Source organism: Pseudomonas sp. SWRI111 (genome assembly GCF_014268555.1).
GTDB classification, from domain to species: Bacteria; Pseudomonadota; Gammaproteobacteria; order Pseudomonadales; family Pseudomonadaceae; genus Aquipseudomonas; species Aquipseudomonas hamedanensis.
Genome location: NZ_JABWQQ010000014.1, coordinates 109,967 through 127,206, shown reverse-complemented (window position 1 = coordinate 127,206; position 17,240 = coordinate 109,967). Strand labels below are relative to the sequence as shown.

The 17,240-nt window shown below is 59.5% G+C and carries 18 protein-coding genes and 1 pseudogene; 13 read left to right on the top strand and 6 right to left on the bottom strand.

Annotated elements, in window-relative coordinates; all coding sequences use genetic code 11:
* The first annotated feature begins 68 nt into the window (after positions 1-68).
* Genes HU755_RS17390 through HU755_RS17380 form a run of 3 tightly spaced genes read left to right on the top strand, consistent with a single transcriptional unit; the run spans position 69 to position 1,105 of the window.
* Positions 69-386 (top strand): XRE family transcriptional regulator, encoded by a 318-nt coding sequence (locus HU755_RS17390; protein WP_186551474.1) that lies wholly within the window; start codon positions 69-71, stop codon positions 384-386.
* Positions 387-429: 43 nt separating this feature from the next.
* On the top strand, positions 430-798 hold the full coding sequence (locus HU755_RS17385; RefSeq protein ID WP_186634830.1) for a type II toxin-antitoxin system RelE/ParE family toxin: 369 nt from the start codon (positions 430-432) through the stop codon (positions 796-798).
* Complete coding sequence (locus HU755_RS17380) at positions 788-1,105, top strand: helix-turn-helix domain-containing protein (RefSeq protein WP_186634828.1); 318 nt, start codon at positions 788-790, stop codon at positions 1,103-1,105. Before HU755_RS17385 ends, HU755_RS17380 begins: the two co-directional genes overlap by 11 nt.
* 10 nt (positions 1,106-1,115) lie before the next feature.
* Here the strand turns inward: HU755_RS17380 and HU755_RS17375 are convergent, their stop codons facing one another.
* Positions 1,116-2,171: an MBL fold metallo-hydrolase gene (locus tag HU755_RS17375; protein WP_186634826.1), complete on the bottom strand. Its 1,056-nt coding sequence runs from the start codon at positions 2,169-2,171 to the stop codon at positions 1,116-1,118.
* Positions 2,172-2,384: 213 nt separating this feature from the next.
* Here HU755_RS17375 and HU755_RS17370 point away from each other — a divergent pair, with 213 nt between their 5' ends.
* Both HU755_RS17370 and HU755_RS17365 read left to right on the top strand, forming a co-directional pair.
* Positions 2,385-2,993, top strand: coding sequence for a TetR/AcrR family transcriptional regulator (locus HU755_RS17370; protein ID WP_186551478.1), 609 nt, complete (start codon positions 2,385-2,387; stop codon positions 2,991-2,993).
* A 243-nt stretch (positions 2,994-3,236) separates the two neighbouring features.
* The gene (locus HU755_RS17365; protein WP_186634823.1) at positions 3,237-4,556 is read left to right on the top strand and encodes a PAS domain-containing methyl-accepting chemotaxis protein; all 1,320 of its coding nucleotides are present in this window, start codon (positions 3,237-3,239) and stop codon (positions 4,554-4,556) included.
* Between the two features lie 150 nt (positions 4,557-4,706).
* Here the strand turns inward: HU755_RS17365 and HU755_RS17360 are convergent, their stop codons facing one another.
* A complete protein-coding gene (locus tag HU755_RS17360) occupies positions 4,707-5,648 on the bottom strand; it encodes a LysR family transcriptional regulator (protein ID WP_186634884.1) in 942 nt (313 codons plus the stop codon).
* Between the two features lie 15 nt (positions 5,649-5,663).
* Between HU755_RS17360 and HU755_RS17355 the strand changes: the two genes are divergently transcribed.
* Both HU755_RS17355 and HU755_RS17350 read left to right on the top strand, forming a co-directional pair.
* Entirely contained in the window at positions 5,664-6,368 is a 705-nt protein-coding gene (locus HU755_RS17355; RefSeq protein ID WP_186634821.1) for a CTP synthase, read from the top strand.
* Complete coding sequence (locus HU755_RS17350; protein ID WP_186551482.1) at positions 6,368-6,673, top strand: antibiotic biosynthesis monooxygenase; 306 nt, start codon at positions 6,368-6,370, stop codon at positions 6,671-6,673. The genes HU755_RS17355 and HU755_RS17350 overlap by 1 nt, the downstream gene beginning before the upstream one ends.
* Positions 6,674-6,799: 126 nt before the next feature.
* Here HU755_RS17350 and HU755_RS17345 read toward each other — a convergent pair whose 3' ends face one another.
* The gene (locus tag HU755_RS17345; protein WP_186634819.1) at positions 6,800-7,126 is read right to left on the bottom strand and encodes a DUF2025 family protein; all 327 of its coding nucleotides are present in this window, start codon (positions 7,124-7,126) and stop codon (positions 6,800-6,802) included.
* Positions 7,127-7,343: 217 nt separating this feature from the next.
* Here HU755_RS17345 and HU755_RS17340 point away from each other — a divergent pair, with 217 nt between their 5' ends.
* Positions 7,344-8,471, top strand: a complete 1,128-nt coding sequence (locus HU755_RS17340) for a glycerophosphodiester phosphodiesterase (protein ID WP_186634817.1) — start codon at positions 7,344-7,346, stop codon at positions 8,469-8,471.
* 155 nt (positions 8,472-8,626) lie between these two features.
* Positions 8,627-8,932: a PepSY domain-containing protein gene (locus tag HU755_RS17335; protein ID WP_186634814.1), complete on the top strand. Its 306-nt coding sequence runs from the start codon at positions 8,627-8,629 to the stop codon at positions 8,930-8,932.
* Positions 8,933-9,117: 185 nt separating this feature from the next.
* On the opposite strand, the gene HU755_RS17330 is transcribed toward HU755_RS17335, so the two are convergent.
* Positions 9,118-10,740, bottom strand: coding sequence for a methyl-accepting chemotaxis protein (locus HU755_RS17330; protein WP_186634811.1), 1,623 nt, complete (start codon positions 10,738-10,740; stop codon positions 9,118-9,120).
* Positions 10,741-11,016: 276 nt separating this feature from the next.
* Here HU755_RS17330 and HU755_RS17325 point away from each other — a divergent pair, with 276 nt between their 5' ends.
* Together HU755_RS17325 and HU755_RS17320 are read left to right on the top strand one after the other, a co-directional pair.
* Entirely contained in the window at positions 11,017-12,045 is a 1,029-nt protein-coding gene (locus tag HU755_RS17325) for a transporter (RefSeq protein ID WP_186634808.1), read from the top strand.
* Between the two features lie 225 nt (positions 12,046-12,270).
* Positions 12,271-13,880: pseudogene (locus HU755_RS17320) on the top strand (inorganic phosphate transporter).
* A gap of 126 nt (positions 13,881-14,006) precedes the next feature.
* Here HU755_RS17320 and HU755_RS17315 read toward each other — a convergent pair.
* Positions 14,007-14,903 (bottom strand): LysR family transcriptional regulator, encoded by an 897-nt coding sequence (locus HU755_RS17315; RefSeq protein WP_186634805.1) that lies wholly within the window; start codon positions 14,901-14,903, stop codon positions 14,007-14,009.
* Between the two features lie 119 nt (positions 14,904-15,022).
* On the opposite strand from HU755_RS17315, the gene HU755_RS17310 reads away from it, so the two are divergent.
* Complete coding sequence (locus tag HU755_RS17310; RefSeq protein WP_186634802.1) at positions 15,023-15,781, top strand: SDR family NAD(P)-dependent oxidoreductase; 759 nt, start codon at positions 15,023-15,025, stop codon at positions 15,779-15,781.
* Positions 15,782-15,842: 61 nt separating this feature from the next.
* Here HU755_RS17310 and HU755_RS17305 read toward each other — a convergent pair whose 3' ends face one another.
* Positions 15,843-16,280, bottom strand: a complete 438-nt coding sequence (locus tag HU755_RS17305; RefSeq protein ID WP_186634799.1) for a multidrug/biocide efflux PACE transporter — start codon at positions 16,278-16,280, stop codon at positions 15,843-15,845.
* Positions 16,281-16,369: 89 nt separating this feature from the next.
* On the opposite strand from HU755_RS17305, the gene HU755_RS17300 reads away from it, so the two are divergent.
* Complete coding sequence (locus HU755_RS17300; RefSeq protein ID WP_186634796.1) at positions 16,370-17,224, top strand: LysR family transcriptional regulator; 855 nt, start codon at positions 16,370-16,372, stop codon at positions 17,222-17,224.
* Positions 17,225-17,240: the final 16 nt, after the last annotated feature.

Below are 17,240 nucleotides of genomic sequence, written 5' to 3'. Positions count from 1 at the left end.
CCGGCCAAAAACAACTGTACAAAAACACAGTACATTTTCAATCAGCACTTTTGAGCCCGGAGCACACCATGGCCTCTCTTGCGATGAACCACATTCTCGAACGCGTTGCCCTTTTCCAGTTCACCCCCACTCACTGTGTCCAGGCCCGAGCGATGCTGGGCTGGAGCGTGGAACAGCTATCGCGCGAGGCGCAGGTGCCGGTTGAAGACATTCAACGATTCGAGGCACAGCAAGAGGTCGCGGATGCAGCGCGGCTGGCGCTGGCCTATCGCTTCGAGGCGCTGGGGTTGGTGTTCTTTCCGGGATTTCGGCCGGGGCGTCGTGCAAGCTTGAACGAGGTGAATCCAGAATCAGTGGGGCGTGGAGATTATGCGATGGCTGATTGAAAAGACGAGGTTGGTATTTATCCCTAAATAGGTATATTTTCGCATGAGTGCAAGGAAGCCGCTCTTGTGGGTCTGCAGTAGCAAGAAAGATCTCAAGCAGATGCCCACAGAGGTACAAGATGTTTTTGGTCACGCACTGGATCTGGCTCAATGTGGCTTGAGGTTTTCAGATGCAAAACCATTGAAAGGGTTTGGAGGTGCGGGTGTCCTGGAGTTGATAGAAGACTTCGACACTGACACCTACCGCGCCATTTATACGGTTCGTTTTGGCAGTGCTATCTACGTTTTGCACTGCTTTCAGAAAAAGTCGAAAAGCGGGATCAAAACCGCCCAGTCAGACATTGATCTGATCAGAAACAGACTTCGAGCCGCTCAGGATCATGCGAAAGGAATAGAAAGCTATGGAGATTGAAGTAGGCAGCGCAAACGTCTATCAAGATCTGGACTTACCCAATGCCAGCGAAATGCAGGTCAAGTCGCAGCTCGCAGCAAAAATTGGCGCAATCATTAAAGCGCGTCATCTCACTCAAATTCAGGCGTCGGAAATTTTGGGGCTTCCACAACCCAAGCTTTCCGAAATGTTGCGTGGCAAATTTCGCGGAATCAGTGAGGCAAAAATGATGGAGTGTCTTTCTCGTCTCGGACGAGATGTGCAGATCGTCGTAAAATCGGCCCCCCGATCACGAAAAGAGGGCCGTATTGAGGTGGTATTCGCTTGAAGCGAACCCATCAGGCATTCTGAGCCACCACCTCACTTTCCCCTTCAACCGCCAACCACCAAGCGCTGCCGCGTTGCGGTTGAGCAATGTTGAACGCCTCGCCCATCTGCGGCGTGGTGATGGCGACGCTGCGTTCCCACGCCAGTGCGAGGATGCGGTCGAACGGTTCATACCAGGCGTGCATCGCCAGGTCGAAAGTGCCGTTGTGGATCGGGAAGAGCCAGCGGCCTTTGAGGTCGATGTGCGCTTGCAGGGTTTCTTCCGGCTGCATGTGCACGTGAGGCCATTCGACGTTGTAGGCGCCGGTTTCCATCAGGGTCAAGTCAAACGGGCCGTATTGTTCGCCGATGCGTTTGAAGCCGTCGAAGTAGCCGCTGTCGCCGCTGAAGAAGATGCGTGTGTCGGCGTCAATCATCACCCATGACGCCCACAAGGTGCTGTTGCCGTCGAACAGGCCGCGGCCGGAGAAGTGCTGCGACGGCGTGGCGATGAAGCGGATGCCGGCGATTTCGGTGCCCTGCCACCAGTCGTACTGGCGCACCTTGCTGGCGTCGATGCCCCATTTGATCAGGGTGTCGCCGACGCCCAGCGGCGTCAGGAAGTAAGTCGTTTTGGCCGCGAGTTTGAGTACGGCCTCGTAGTCGAGGTGGTCGTAATGATTGTGCGAGAGGATCACCGCTTCGATCGGCGGCAGTTCGTCAATGCTGATCGGTGGCTGATGGAAACGTTTCGGACCAGCCCATTGCACCGGCGAGGCACGCTCTGCAAAGACCGGATCGGTGATCCAGAATTTGTCGCGCATTTTGAGCAACAGGGTCGAGTGGCCGAGGCGATACACGCTGTGGTTTGGCGCTGCCAGCAGGTCTTCGCGGGTCAACGGCTGCACCGGGATCGCCGCAGCAGGTCGGGTGTTGTGTGGTTTGTGGAAGATCATGTTCCACAGAATCCGCAGCATTTTTCGCGCGCCTTCACGCTGCACGGGCGCGTGGTTGCGAAACGACCCCTGATCCTGACGAGAGGCTTCAGGCGTGGAAGTGTTATCCGGAAGAGAAACTGGATTGGCCATGACTGAATGACTCCAGAAAAACCGTGTCACGCACGGTTTTTCACGCTGGGACGATAATAGGCCAAGCTGCACGCATCGGCCGAACTGCCCGGTTTTTAGACTGCTTGGATTAACGCAGCATTACACTGAGCGGTGTAGTTTCCTAGGTTGCATCAAAGCCGATGCCAAGTAAACTGCCAAGTGTAATTTCCTTTCCCCTGCCGAAGCCTGCTCATGACAGCCCCACAGCGACTCACCGACCGTAAACGCGAAGCCATCATTCAGGCAGCGATCAGCGAATTCCGCAGTCACGGTTTCGAAATCACCAGCATGGACAAGATCGCCGCCACCGCCGGTGTGTCCAAACGCACGGTGTACAACCACTTTCCCAGCAAGGAAGAGTTGTTCGCCGAGATCCTCAATCAGCTGTGGGCGCGGATCATTGCCGAGCCATCGGTCAGCTACAACCGCGAGCAGCCGTTGCGCGAGCAGTTGCGGCAAATGCTGCGAGAAAAAATGCAGATGATGGCCGATGAGAATTTCCTCACCCTGGCTCGGGTGGCGATTGCAGCGACCATTCATTCTCCGGAGCGCGCGCAAAACATGATCGAGCGCATGGGCGAACGTGAGGAAGGATTGACCGTCTGGATTCGCGCCGCTCAGGCCGATGGCCGCTTGCAGGCGGTCGATCCGGAGTTTGCCGCGCATCAGGTGCAGGGCTTACTCAAGACCTTCGCGTTCTGGCCGCAGGTGTCGATGGGGCGCGCGGTGCTTGATATCGAGATGCAGCACAGCGTGGCGGAATCGGCACTGGACATGTTCTTGGCGCGTTATCAGCGCTGAATCATTTTGTCGCCAAGGAAACGTCGAATGGTGTACAACTAAATTCGCAAAAAGTTATACAAGCTCGCGAAAAATTCCTTTCTTGTACAAGTTTATGAAGTTTTGTATAAGTAGCCAACTGCCAGTAACGGAACGCTGGCATTGAGCAGTCATCGCCGAATGCCCTGTGCGCACTTCGGTCTGCCGGCGCAGGAATAGGGACTGAATCCTTCGATTTCCCCCCACTTTCCGAGTATCGCAAGCATGTTTTTCAACCGTTACAAAGCCGCCCTCGAAGATCAGCAGCGCACCCTCACTGAGCAATCTGGACTGCTTGAAGCGATCAACCGCTCAATGGCGGTGATCGAATTCGATCTTGATGGCGTGGTGTTACGGGCCAATGACAATTTTCTCAAGACCATGGGTTACACCGCGGACCAAGCCATCGGTCAGCCGCACCGGCATTTCTGCACCCCGGAATTCGGACGCAGCGCCCAGTACAGTGAGTTGTGGTCTCGCCTGAAGAACGGTCAATTTCAGTCCGGCACGTTCGAGCGGGTCAACGGCAAAGGCCAGCCGATCTGGCTGGAAGCCAGTTACAACCCGATCAAGGATGCGGCAGGACGGGTGACGAAAGTGGTCAAGTACGCGATGGATGTCACCGCCAAGGTCCAGCAGGAAAACGAAGCCAATGCCAAGCTGCAGGCAATCGACCGGGCAATGGCGGTGATCGAATTCGACCTCGACGGCAATATCCTTACGGCGAATCAGAATTTTCTGACGCGCATGGGTTACACCCAGGCCGAACTCCGCGGCCAGCATCACCGCTTGTTCTGCCCAGCGGCAATGGTCAACAGCAGCGCCTACCAGGACTTCTGGCGGCGTTTGAATCTCGGCGAATTCTTCCACGGGCAATTCGAGCGCGTGGACAAACGCGGCCAGACCGTCTGGCTGGAGGCCAACTACAACCCGGTCTACGACGCCTCGGGGCGGCTGTACAAAGTGGTTAAATTCGCCTCCGACGTAACCACCCGCGTCGTCCAGCACGAACAGGACGCGCGCAGCGCCAGCGCCGCTTATCACATCTCGGTAGCGACCCGGAAAGTCGCCGAGCAAGGCACTCAGGTCATCCAGCAAGCCGCCAGCGAAATGCGCGAAATCGCCGACGACATCAGCCAGTCTTCAACCCTGATTGCGCAACTCGGCGAGCGCTCCGAGCAGATCACCGCCATCGTCAACACCATCCGCGCGATCGCCGACCAGACCAATCTGCTCGCCCTCAACGCGGCCATCGAAGCCGCGCGCGCCGGTGAACAGGGCCGTGGTTTTGCCGTCGTCGCCGATGAAGTGCGCCAACTGGCGGCGCGCACCAGCGGCTCCACGGCCGAGATATCCAGCATGATCGGCTTGATCCAGAGCGAAACCCGGCAGGCGATCAAAAGCATGGAAGGCACCCGCGAACGCGCGGCTGAAGGCGTGGCGCTGGCGAATCAGGCGGGTACGGTGATTCTGCAGATCCGCGATGGCGCCAGTGAGGCGGTGGATGCGGTGAGTATGTTTGCCAATGAGCGAATGCCGGGCTGATGGGGCCTGGCTTGGGTTCGCAGGTGGATCAAGAGGGTGACCAGCGATCAACCAAGGTGCCGCCTTCGCGAGCAGGCTCGCTCCCACATGCGTTCACAAATCCCCTGTGGGAGCGAGCCTGCTCGCGAAGAGGCCAGCATGAGCAACGCTTTATGGCAGGCGCAACGCCCGCCCCAGTTCATCGAACAGGGTCACTACCGAACGCAACGCCCGGCAATCGGGCCGGGTCAGTAGCCACAGCGCCGTGTCGTAACCGTGCAAGGGTTCGCTCAACGCCTGCAATCCGTCGTTGATCAGAAAGTCAGGCAATGCCGCCACGCCGAGGCCGGCGCGAACCAGTTGCGTCACGCTCAGCATGCTGTTGCAGCGATAAGCCGGCACCACCCCGGGCAGGTGCTGGCGCCGCCAGGCCACGGTTGGGTGATCCGGCAAGAACTCGTCCGGGGCAATCCAGGTAAGCGTCGTCAGATCCGCCTCCTCAACATTCTCCAGATAACGCTGACTGGCGCAGACCCGGTAGGAAATCTCCGCCAATTGCCGTCCGACCAGATGCTCCGGTGGCGTACGCGTCAAGCGCAAGGCAATGTCGGCATCGCGACGACTCAAGTTGGCGAAATCGTTTGAGGTACTCAATTCGATCGTCAGCGCCGGGTAGTTGGGCATGAACTGCGCCAGCGCCGGGAGCAACAAGCCTTGCAACACCGAATCGGTGCAGGTCAGGCGCACCGTGCCACTGACCACTTGCCCGCCTTGCTCAGCCCCGATCCGCGCCGCTTCCAGTGCCTGCTCGGCGCGTTCGGCTTGCTCGGCGAGCGCTTGCGCCAGGGTGGTCGGCAGGTAACCGGCGCGGCTTTTTTCGAACAGTTGCTGGCCAAGCGCTGACTCCAGTCGGCGTACGGCGCGAAACACCGTCGACACGTCAACGCGCAGCAACTGGGAAGCGCGTGCCAGTGAGGTGCCGCGCACCAATGCGAGAACCAGCGCCAGGTCGGCATAGTCGAGTCGATAGTGCGCTGGTGCATTGATCACTTGGGTAAACGCCAATATTGAGTGCGTGAACGCCAATCTATAGTGAGCACCATCCATCAGCAAGCGCAGGGAAATCCCATGGAAAATCGCGCCATTCGCATCGCCCTGATTGGCGACTACGACCCGCAGGTCACCGCCCACCAAGCCATCCCGGTTGCTCTCGAACGGATCGCCGAAGATCTGCAGCACACCGTGCAATTCGAGTGGCTGGCCACCGATCAGATCCACGCCGGCACAGCACTCGATCTCTACGATGGTTTTTGGTGCGTGCCGGCCAGCCCCTACAAAAGTGAACAAGGCGCACTGCGCGCCATTCGCTTTGCCCGCGAACAACGGCGTCCTTTCCTCGGTACCTGCGGCGGTTTTCAGCACGCGATTCTGGAATATTCGCGCAATGTTCTGGGTTGGGCCGATGCGGTACATGGCGAAACATCGCCAGAATCAGAACGCGCGGTACTCACGCCGCTGGCCTGCTCGCTGGTCGAAGCCGTGGACCGCATCCATCTGCGGACCGGTTCGTTGATCGCCAAGGCGTACGAAACGTCTGAAATCGAGGAAGGCTATCGCTGTCGCTACGGTGTGAATCCACAGTTCGAACAAACATTGTTGAGCGACCGGCTACAAGCGGTCGCCCATGATTCGGCAGGTGATCTGCGCGCTGTCGAACTGAAAGATCATCCGTTCTTCGTCGCTACGCTGTTCCAGCCGGAACGCGCAGCACTGAAGGGGCAAGTGCCGCCGCTGGTTCGGGCGTTTGTCGAAGCCTGCGGGGAGCTACGTTGATGACGGCGTGCTTTGCGGTGATTTTCACCTCGACCCGCACCGAGGGTGACAACGGTTATGCCGCGGCGGCGCAGCGCATGGCTGAGTTGGTACGCGAGCAGCCGGGTTTTCTTGGCGTGGAATCGGTTCGAGGCGCGGACGGCCATGGCATCACCGTGTCGTATTGGCAGAGCGAGGCGGCCATTCTGGCGTGGCGGGATCATCCCGAGCATCGGTTGATCCAGGCGCGTGGGCGCTCGCAGTGGTATTCAGCGTTTCATACGCGGGTGTGCCGGGTTGAGCGGGAGTATGCATTCGGACAGTGAGGATGTCGGCGCCAACCAAGCCGCCTTCGCGAGCAGGCTCGCTCCCACAGGGATTTTGTGAACGCCACAGATCCAATGTGGGGGCGAGCCTGCTCGCGAAGAGGCCCGCGTCCGCACTGCAAAACCTCAGCCGCGCACCAGACTCCGCACCGCAACGATCTCCGGCACCTCGACTTTGTTCATATAAACCCGCAACGGCTCGGTGATGTTGATCCGGTCGTCGATGTGTTGGTCCAGCAATAGCTGAATCAACTCACGCTTCAACGTCATGGTCGTTGCCGAAACGGGCGCCCAGACAAATTCACTGGCCGCAATGATGCCGTCATCGGCCACGTCCATGCCGAACGAATCCTCGCTGAAGCGCACGATGTACTGGCCGGTCTTGCGGTTGAGGCCGACGAAGCCCTTGAGATCGTCGGCGGCCTGGCAGATGAGTTGGGAGGTGATGCGCATGGTAAACCTCACGATAGATGATCGATGGTTTACACGCAGGGCAACTGCGGCGCGCCCTCTGCCGGGGCGTCTGCCGAGGGCAAGCGTACTGCAAACGGCGCCACAAAAGTGCAGGAAAAATCGCTTTTAATACGTTTATGTCGGTCCTGCGCTAGCACGCCATCGATTCAGTTGTTAAAACGTACGTCTTGAAAAAACCTGCGAAAGGAACTCGACCATGCCTGCCACTTTTACCCAAAGCGCCTTGGTGCTGAGTCTGTTGCTCGGCCTCGGTCAGGCGCACGCCGACACCCATCCCGAACCCAAGGCCATCGCTGCGGCGCATGGCATCCCGCACCCGGCGGTCATCGCCCATCGTGGCGCGTCCTTTGATGCTCCGGAGTCCACCGCGGCCGCCTACCGGCTGGCGCGCGACCTCGGCGCTGACTATCTGGAGCTGGATTTGCAGCGCAGCAAGGACGGCGTGCTTTTCGCCCTGCACGACGACAACCTGCAACGCACCACTGACGTCGCCAGCAAGTTTCCAGAGCGCAAGGACAGCCCGGCCACGGCCTTCACCATGGCCGAACTGAAAACCCTTGATGCCGGCAGCTGGTTCAACGCCAAGTATCCGGATCGCGCGCGTGCGTCCTACGCCGGGCTGAAAATCCTCACCCTCGATGAAATCATCGACATCGCCCGCGCCAATCCGCAGCACAAGCCGGGCCTGTACATCGAAACCAAAGAGCCGCAACTGTTCCCCGGCATCGAACATGACCTGAAGGAAAAGCTGCAGGATCGCGGCTGGCTCAGCCCGGCTGGGTCCAAACTGGCGAAAAGCGCATTGGGCGTCGGTCAGGGCAAAGGCAAGGTGATCTTGCAGACCTTCGACAAGTCCAGCCTCGAACTGCTGGAAAAAGAAATGCCGCAAGTGCCGAAAATCCTCCTGCTGTGGGTCGGCGAAGGCAGCATCGAGCCGAAATCCAGCGTGACCTTTGCCGCGTCCGGCGAAAAGGACAAAAACGTGTTCTACGGCAAGCAGGAGCCGAAATCCGAAGCCGAGTTCAAGCAATGGATCGATTACGCCAAGGCCCAGGGCGCCATCGGCACCGGCCCGTCGGCGAAGCTGACCCATGGCGGCGATCAGAGCTACTCCGATCTGGTGCAACCGTGGATGAACCAGTACACCCATGACCAAGGCCTGCTGGTGCATGTCTACACGGTTGACGAGCCGGTAGACTTCGAGAAAGTCATGGCCGCCGGCGTCGACGGCATCTTTACTAATCGCGCCAGCGAACTGTTGAAGTTCTATAAGCGTCCCGCGTTTAGCAGTGTTGATCAGGTATTGAAGAACAACGGTTTCTGATCAGCAATCGAGTTGCCTGTTTTCGCGAGCAGGCTCGCTCCTACAAGAGCAAGTTGCTCGCGATGCCGGGATTAAGGGTGAATTAAGTTGCGCTGGTTAATCTGAACCCACTTACACAGATCAACCACTTCAACGCACAACCAAGGAATGACCCGATGAAAACTTTGACTGCCCTGTTTACTGCCGCTGCCCTGACCCTCACCGCTGGCCTGGCTCAGGCTGATGTTCGCATCGACCAAGTGCCGCAACTGGTCAAGGATGGCAAGATCAAGTCGCTGGAATCGATGAACGCCGAAGCGCTGAAACTGCACCCGGGCGCAACGATTACCGACACCGATATCGATAACCACTTCAACGGTTATGAGTACGAAGTTGAACTGAAAACCGCTGACGGCAAAGAGTTCGACGTGGACTTTGATGCCACCACCGGTAAAGTGCTGAGCAACAAGCAAGACACTTGATAGATCGCTGATAAAGAGCCGCACGATTTAATGATCGTGCGGTTTTTTTATGGCCGGCAAAAATCATTGTAGGAGTGAGCTTGCTCGCGATATTGGTAAGCCAGCGACATCAATATTGACTGTTCCACCGCTATCGCGAGCAGGCTCACTCCTACAAAGGGTTGCGCAGATGCTTAGACTCGCAATCAAGCACTCAACCGCGCCGTCACCTCATTCAGCTGCCCCGACAAACCATGCAGATTCTGACTGGCACTCTCGGTGCGCTGCACGTTGTCCAGGTTAGTGCTGGCAATGGCGGTGATTTCAGTCAGGTTGCGCGAGATGTCCTCGGCCACCGAAGTCTGCTCTTCTGCCGCCGTGGCGATTTGACGGTTCATGTCGCGAATCGCTTCCACCGCCAGGGTGATGCGCTCCAGCATCGCTCCGGCCTGCGTCACCTGCTCGACGCTTTCATCGCTGCGCGACTGGCCGCTTTCAATTGCCTGCGCGGCGTCCACCGCCCCCGTCTGCACGTTCTGAATGATCTGGTTGATCTCAATGATCGACTCGGCGGTGCGCTGCGCCAGGTTGCGCACTTCATCGGCGACCACGGCGAAACCACGCCCGGCCTCACCGGCCCGTGCCGCTTCAATCGCCGCGTTGAGCGCCAGCAAATTGGTCTGCTCGGCGATGCCGCGAATCACTTCAAGCACCTTGCCGATACGGCCGCTGTCGGCTTCCAGACGACGGATGACTGTCGCGGTGTTGGCGATCTCGCCACGCATCTGTGTGATAGAGCGAATGGTGGTTTGCATGACCTTTTCACCCTGCTGCGCCGACTGATCGGCATCGTCAGCGGCACGCGCGGCATCGGCGGCGTGACGGGCAACCTCCTGGGCCGTGGCGGACATTTCGTTCATCGCCGTGGCCACTTGATCGGTACGGTTGAACTGCTCGTTGGTGCCGCCGGCCATGGTCGTGGCGATCGCGTTCAACTCGCCACTGGCGCTGTCCAGCTCGCTGGCGCTGCGCTGCAATCGGGTGAAGGTATCGGCAAGGAAATCACGCAGGGTGTTCGCGGCGGCGGCGAGATTACCCAGCTCATCGCGACGGTCGCTGACCACTCGTTCGGCCAGTTCGCCACGGCTCAATCGGCTGACGTAATCAATCAGCTTGCCGATCGGCTCGATCAGATTGCGATTGATCAGCCACAGGCTCAGCAACCCGATCAGCAGACCCGACGCCAGCATCACCAGCAGCCCCAGCCACACCGTACGATCGGCGTTGGCACTGATCAGCGCCGACTGCGCGGTGCCTTGCTTACGCAACTCGGCGACCAGCTCGCTCATTTGCTCGCTGGTGGCACGGTCGAGGCCTTTGACCGCCGCGTCACCGGCTGCCGCTTCACCATCGGCCGCCACGTAGGCGTCACGGCCCTTCTGGTAAGCGCCGCCCAACTGACGGTGCTCGTCACGCAGACGTTCGATGCGCGTTTTAAGGCTTGGGTCGATGCCCTTCTGGCTGGCGAGTTCGCCGAGCAGGTTCTGCACATCGCGCTGGCGTTCTTCGAACTGGCCCCAATATTTGGCCAGGTCCGCCGGCTGCTTGCCGCGCAACAAAACGTTTTTCCATTCCTGCACCTGCACCTTGAATTGCAGGTTGGCCTCATCGATGAGCTGCGAGGTGTGCAGCGGTCCAGCGATCAACTGGCTATAGCTGTGCACGCCGCTGGACAGGAAATGAAAACAGGCCAGCGCGATCAACAGCACCGCCAACAGGCTACCGCTCAGCAGGGCGAGAATTTGCGCTCTCAGGGATTTTTGCAGCATTGCAAGGTACTCAAGACAGGGATGAGACACGCTTCGAACGAGCGTGAAAAAGGGCCGGACTTCCCTGTCGACGAACCTTGGCGAAAGCCAATGGCGCGCAACCTAACGCACCTGAAGTCGGCGCGCCAGAGCGCTTCTTGAGAAACTTCCGACAGTCGGTAACGCTTTGATTTGACGTCATTTTGTTGTCATAAAACGGTCATGTGAGGTTGCGATGATGCCGCACGGGTGAACCTGAAAATCCCGCAACAGACACCCTTCTCGCAGCGAGCCGCCATGAACCACAGCCTCGACATCAGCCATCGCGATCCGGACCTGTTTGGCTTGTTGTACGGCTTTCGTTTTTTGCCCAGCGAGCGTGGCCGTGAAATCGATTCGGCGACCGCGCTGCGCTGCTTGCAGGACGACAACGACCACGACAACGGCGAATTTCTCTGGCTACACCTGAACCTGGCCCATGCCGCGTGCGAGCGCTGGATGAAAAGCCATCTGCAATTGCCCGAGGAGTTTTTCGAAGCGCTGCACGAAGGCTCGCGTTCGACACGCATCGAGCATGTCGATTCGGCGCTGCTGGCGGTGGTTAACGACGTGGTGTTCAACCTCAGCAGCATGGTCTCCTCGGACGTCTCGACGCTGTGGGTCTGTGTGCGCAGCAAGCTGATTGTCAGCGCGCGCCTGCAACCGCTGCACTCGGTGGACAAATTGCGTTCGTCGGTGAAGGCCGGCGAGTGCTTCCGCTCGCCGTCGGAACTGCTCGTGCACCTGTTGCGCGATCAGGGTGAAGTGCTGACGCAGATCGTGCGCAAGACCAGCCTCAGCGTCGATCAGGTCGAAGACGAGTTGCTCTCCTCGCGCCTGTCGACCAACCGCGCCGAACTGGGTGCCAATCGTCGCGTGCTGGTGCGCCTGCAACGGCTGCTGGCGCTGGAGCCGGGTTCATTGCTGCGCCTGCTCAATCGCCCGCCGCCCTGGTTGCAGAAGGAGGACGTCAAGGAACTGCGCAAATCCACCGAGGAGTTCGCGTTGATCATCAACGACCTCACCGCCCTCGGCGAGCGGATCAAACTGTTGCAGGAAGAAATCGCCGCCAACCTCAACGAACAGAGCAACCGCACGCTGTTCACCCTGACCGTGGTGACGGTGCTGGCCTTGCCGATCAACATCATTGCCGGTTTCTTCGGCATGAATGTCGGCGGCGTGCCGCTGTCGCAGGATCCGCACGGGTTCTGGGTGCTGGTTGCGTTGGTGGCGACGTTCACGGTGATTGCCGGGCGCTGGGCATTTCGCAAGCGTGGGGATTACTAATATCAAAAGATCGCAGCCTTGATCGTTCCCACGCTCTGCGTGGGAACGCATCTGGTGACGCTCTGCGTCACTGGGACGCGGAGCGTCCCGAGCGGCATTCCCACGCGGGAGCGTGGGAACGATCGGTCAGACTAATCAGGCAAACACTGACCTGACGCAGTCTCTCTGTAACATTCTGCAATGATCATGGGCGACATTCCTTCCCTCGCTCAGGATTGTCCGCGCATGGCTACTCCCTCCCTGACTGCCAGCCCCGCCACCGCCAGCGGCAGGCCGGCCCTCGACAAGAAACCCGGTCCGTTCACTTACGTGATTTTTTTCGCCGTGCTCGCCATGGGCATGCTGTTCACCGCTTACAGCCTGATGCACGACATGCACGAACTGGGCACGGTGGTCACCACCTGGACGCCGTTTCTGCTGCTCGGTGTGGCGTTGCTGATTGCGCTGGGCTTTGAGTTCGTCAACGGCTTCCACGACACCGCCAACGCCGTGGCAACGGTGATCTACACCCACTCGCTGCCGCCGAATGTTGCCGTGGTCTGGTCGGGGTTCTTCAATTTTCTCGGCGTGCTGCTGTCGAGCGGTGCGGTGGCGTTCGGCATCATCGCGCTGCTGCCGGTGGAGTTGATTCTGCAGGTCGGTTCGTCCGCCGGTTTTGCGATGATTTTCGCCCTGCTGATCGCGGCGATCCTGTGGAATCTCGGCACCTGGTGGCTGGGCTTGCCGGCGTCGTCTTCGCACACCTTGATCGGCTCGATCATCGGCGTCGGCGTGGCCAACGCCTTGATGCATGGCCGCGACGGCACCAGCGGCGTGGACTGGGCACAGGCGACCAAAATCGGCTACGCGCTGCTGCTGTCGCCGCTGGTGGGTTTCGGCTGCGCGGCGCTGTTGCTGCTGGCGTTGCGTGCGTTTGTGAAGAATCGCGCGCTGTACAAGGCCCCCGAGGGCAACACCCCACCGCCGTGGTGGATTCGCGGTTTGCTGATCGTCACGTGTACTGGTGTGTCGTTCGCCACGGGTCCAACGACGGCCAGAAAGGCATGGGCCTGATCATGCTGATTCTGGTCGGCACGCTGCCAATGGCCTACGCATTGAACCGCACCATGCCGGAAGAACAATCGCTGCAATTTGCCGCCGTGGCGCAAGTCACCCAACAAGCGCTGGTGAAAAGTGCCCCGCTGCCGGCGCCTGCCGATCCGCGTCCGATTCTCTCCGATTACGTACGCAGCAAGGAGCCCACGCCGCAACTAATCCCCGCCCTCGCCGCCCTGACCGGGCACATCGGCGAGCAAGTCAAAGGCTACGGCTCGCTGGCGAAAGTCCCGGCCGAAGCCATGGGCAACGTGCGCAACGACATGTACCTGGCCAGCGAAAGCATTCGCCTGATGGAAAAGAACAAGGTCGGTAACTTCGACGCCGACACCGCCAACAAGCTGCAACTGTTCAAACAACAGATCGACAACGCCACGCGGTTTATTCCGCTGTGGGTGAAGATCGCCGTGGCCATCGCGCTGGGGCTCGGCACCATGGTTGGCTGGAAGCGCATTGTCGTGACCGTCGGCGAGAAGATCGGCAAGACCCACCTGACCTACGCGCAGGGCGCATCGGCGGAAACCGTGGCGATGCTGACCATTGGTGCGGCGGACATGTTCGGTTTGCCGGTGTCGACTACGCACGTGTTGTCTTCGGGTGTAGCGGGAACCATGGTTGCCAATGGAGGCGGCTTGCAGATGCGCACGATCCGCAATTTATTGATGGCGTGGGTGTTGACGCTGCCGGCGGCGATTCTGTTGTCGGGCAGCCTGTACTGGCTGTTCACCCAGATTTTCTGAGCAAATGAAGATCCCTTGTGGGAGCGGGCTTGCTCGCGAATGCGGTGGATCAGCCAATACGGACATTGACTGACACACCGCATTCGCGAGCAAGCCCGCTCCCACATTTGGATTTATGTGAATCCGTCAGAGCGTCGAACGAACGACATCGCTCAGCCAATCCATGAACACCCGCACCCGCAACGGCAAATGCCGTTGCCGCGCATACAGCAGCGAGATCGCCATCGGCGGCGCGGTGTATTGCGCCAGCACGCTCAGCAATTCGCCGTTCTCCAGATGCGGCTGCATGCCGGTGCGCGGCACTTGGGTCAGGCCGAAACCACCCAGGCAGGCCGCTTCGTAGGCGTCGGTGCTGTTGACCGTGATGCTGCCGGCCATTGCCACCCGCCGCACCTCGCCGCCCGCCTCGTAGACGAAGCCTTCAGAACGTGAACCCAGCACGCCGACGTAATGCACCAGCCGATGCTGCGCCAGATCTTCCAGGGTCTGCGGCACGCCGTAGCGCTCCAGATACCCGGGGCTGGCGCAGTTGACCATCGGGAAATCGCCAAGATGCCGGGCGACGACGGATTGGTCAGGCTGCGCGCCGATGCGTAACACGCAATCGAACCCCTCAGCGAGCAGATCCACGCGGCGATCGGTGCTGCTGATTTCCAGTTGCAGGTTCGGGTGACGGTCCATGAACTGCGGCAGGCGCGGCATGATCAACCGACGCGCGAGAATGTTCGGCATGTCGACGCGAATGCGTCCGGTCAATGAAGCTTCGTCCTGACGGAACAGCCCTTCGATTTCGTCCATGTGCGAGAGCAAATCCTTGCTGCGCTCATACAGCACCAGACCATCCTGAGTCGCCTGCACCTTGCGCGTGGTGCGTTGCAGCAGACGCGTGCCGAGCAAGGTTTCGAGTGCCTGCACCTGCTCGGACACCGTGGAGCGCGGCAGACCGAGGCTTTCGCCGGCCAGGGTAAAACTCGACAGTTCGCTGACCCGCACGAAGGTGCGCAGCAGGTCCAGTTTGTTCATGTAGGCCTCGGTGATTGTTCGGCTGAGCCGATCAGTGATTCCGCTTTCGCTGTGTTTATCACCTCAGGGCGGATAAATAAACTTCTTCCCATCGCCACTCAACACTCGAGGAAGTCAGCATGAATCGCAAAATTGCATTGATCACCGGCGCCAGTCGTGGCTTGGGCCGAAGCGCCGCCCTGCACCTCGCCGCCCAAGGCATCGACATCATCGGCACTTACCACAGCCGCGCCGACGAGGCCCAGGCGCTGGTTGCGCAATTGCAGGCGCTCGGCGCCAGCGCGGCGATGCTGCAACTGGACGTCGGCCACAGCGAACACTTCGCCGCGTTTGCCGCACAGGTTGAAAAGACACTGGAGCAAACTTTCCAGCGTCAGCGCTTCGATTTCCTGATCAACAATGCCGGCATCGGCGTGCACGCGCTGTTCAGCGAAACCACCCCGGAGCAGTTCGACTTGCTGATGAACGTTCAGTTGAAAGGGCCGTTCTTCCTGACCCAGCAACTGCTTCCGCTGATCAATGATGGCGGCCGGATTATCAATATTTCCAGCGGCCTGACCCGCTTCAGCCTGCCCGGTTACGGCGCCTACGCGGCGATGAAGGGGGCGATGGAAGTGCTGACCCGTTATCAGGCCAAGGAATTGGGCGCGCGGCAGATCGGCGTGAATATCCTTGCGCCGGGCGCGATTGAAACCGACTTTGGCGGCGGTACAGTGCGCGATAACAGCGCCGTGAACGCGATGGTCGCCAGCAATACCGCGCTGGGTCGCGTGGGGCAGCCGGACGATATTGGCGGCGCACTGGCGTTGTTGTTGTCGCCGGGCGGACAGTGGATCAATGGCCAGCGGGTCGAAGCGTCCGGCGGCATGTTTCTCTGACTTTCTGCACGATGACTAACCTTTGTGGCGAGGGGATTTATCCCCTCGCCACAGGTTTACCTCAGCTTTCACAAGCGCGGCGTGCCATGAAGCGCTCACGCAGCACGTCATAGCCCCAGTGATAGACATAGGTGTACGGCAGGAAAAACAGCAGCACGCCGATGTCGAGCAAAAACGCCTGCCACAGGCTGACCGACAGCCATGCGGCAATCAGCGGAACGCCCATCACGATCAACCCGCCTTCAAACAGTAACGCGTGGACCACGCGGACCCAGGCGTTATGCGCCACGTTCATACGCGCCAACGCGCGGTCGAAAAAGCGGTTGAACACCACGTTCCAGGCCAGCGCCAGCAGGGCGATCAACACAGTCACCGCGCCCATGTCGAGCAACGGCTTTTGCATGATCCACGCCAGCAACGGGGTGCAGATGAGGATCGCGAGAAACTCGAAACCAACCGCCTGGAAAACGCGTTCGGTGAGGGACTTTGGGGCAGTCATGGCCTGACTCCTTGCTGGAAGATGGTTGCCATGATCCACCCCTACCTCGATACTTCATAACCAATAACCATCGATCAAAGCGATACTTCATGGCTTCGCAAGAAGTGCTGTTGGCGTTTGTGCAAGCGGCGACGCAAGGCTCGTTCTCCGCAGCGGCGCGTAAATTGGGGCGCAGCCAGTCGACCATCAGCGCGGCGGTCGCGAGCCTTGAGATCGATCTGGATTTGCAGCTGTTCGATCGCAGCAGCCGCAAGCCGACCCTGACGCCGGCCGGCCATGTGATGCTGCAAAAAGCCGAAGCGATTCTGGACGCCACCAATCGGCTGGAAATGAGCGCACGGCAATTGTCCCAAGGCGTTGAACCGAAGCTGACGGTGGCGATTTCCGACACCTATCAGTCGTACCGCTTTGAGGCGGCACTGGTGGGTTTCGAGCAGCGCTATCCGGAGCTTGAGCTGGAATGTCTGATTGCCGAATGCGATGACTTGATCGAACTGGTCCAGCGCGGCCGCGCGCATCTGGCCTTTGCCGAGATGCAGGACAACTACCCGCCCGATCTGGTGACCTCGACCGTGGCCGAGCGCACGGAGATCGCCCTGTTCGTCAATCGCGAGCATCCGCTGGCGCGGCTTGAGCATGTCGATCAACAGATCCTTGAGCAACATCGCGAGCTGCGTCTGGCGACCATCGTCAACCCCTACGACAGTCGCGGCAAAGGCCGCGTGTGGTCGGCGCCGAGCTATCTGATGTTGCTGGAAATGGCGGAAAAAGGCTTTGGCTGGGCGCCGTTGCCGAGGTGGCTGGTGCAGCGTTATGCCAACGATTTGCTGATAGAGCTCGATGTGCGCGGCTGGCCGAAACCGGTGTTTGTCGATGCCTTGTGGTCACGGCTGTATCCGCCAGGGCCGGCGGGGAGCTGGTTGCTCAGCAAGATGCTTGAATAAGCAGTGCAGCCAAAAT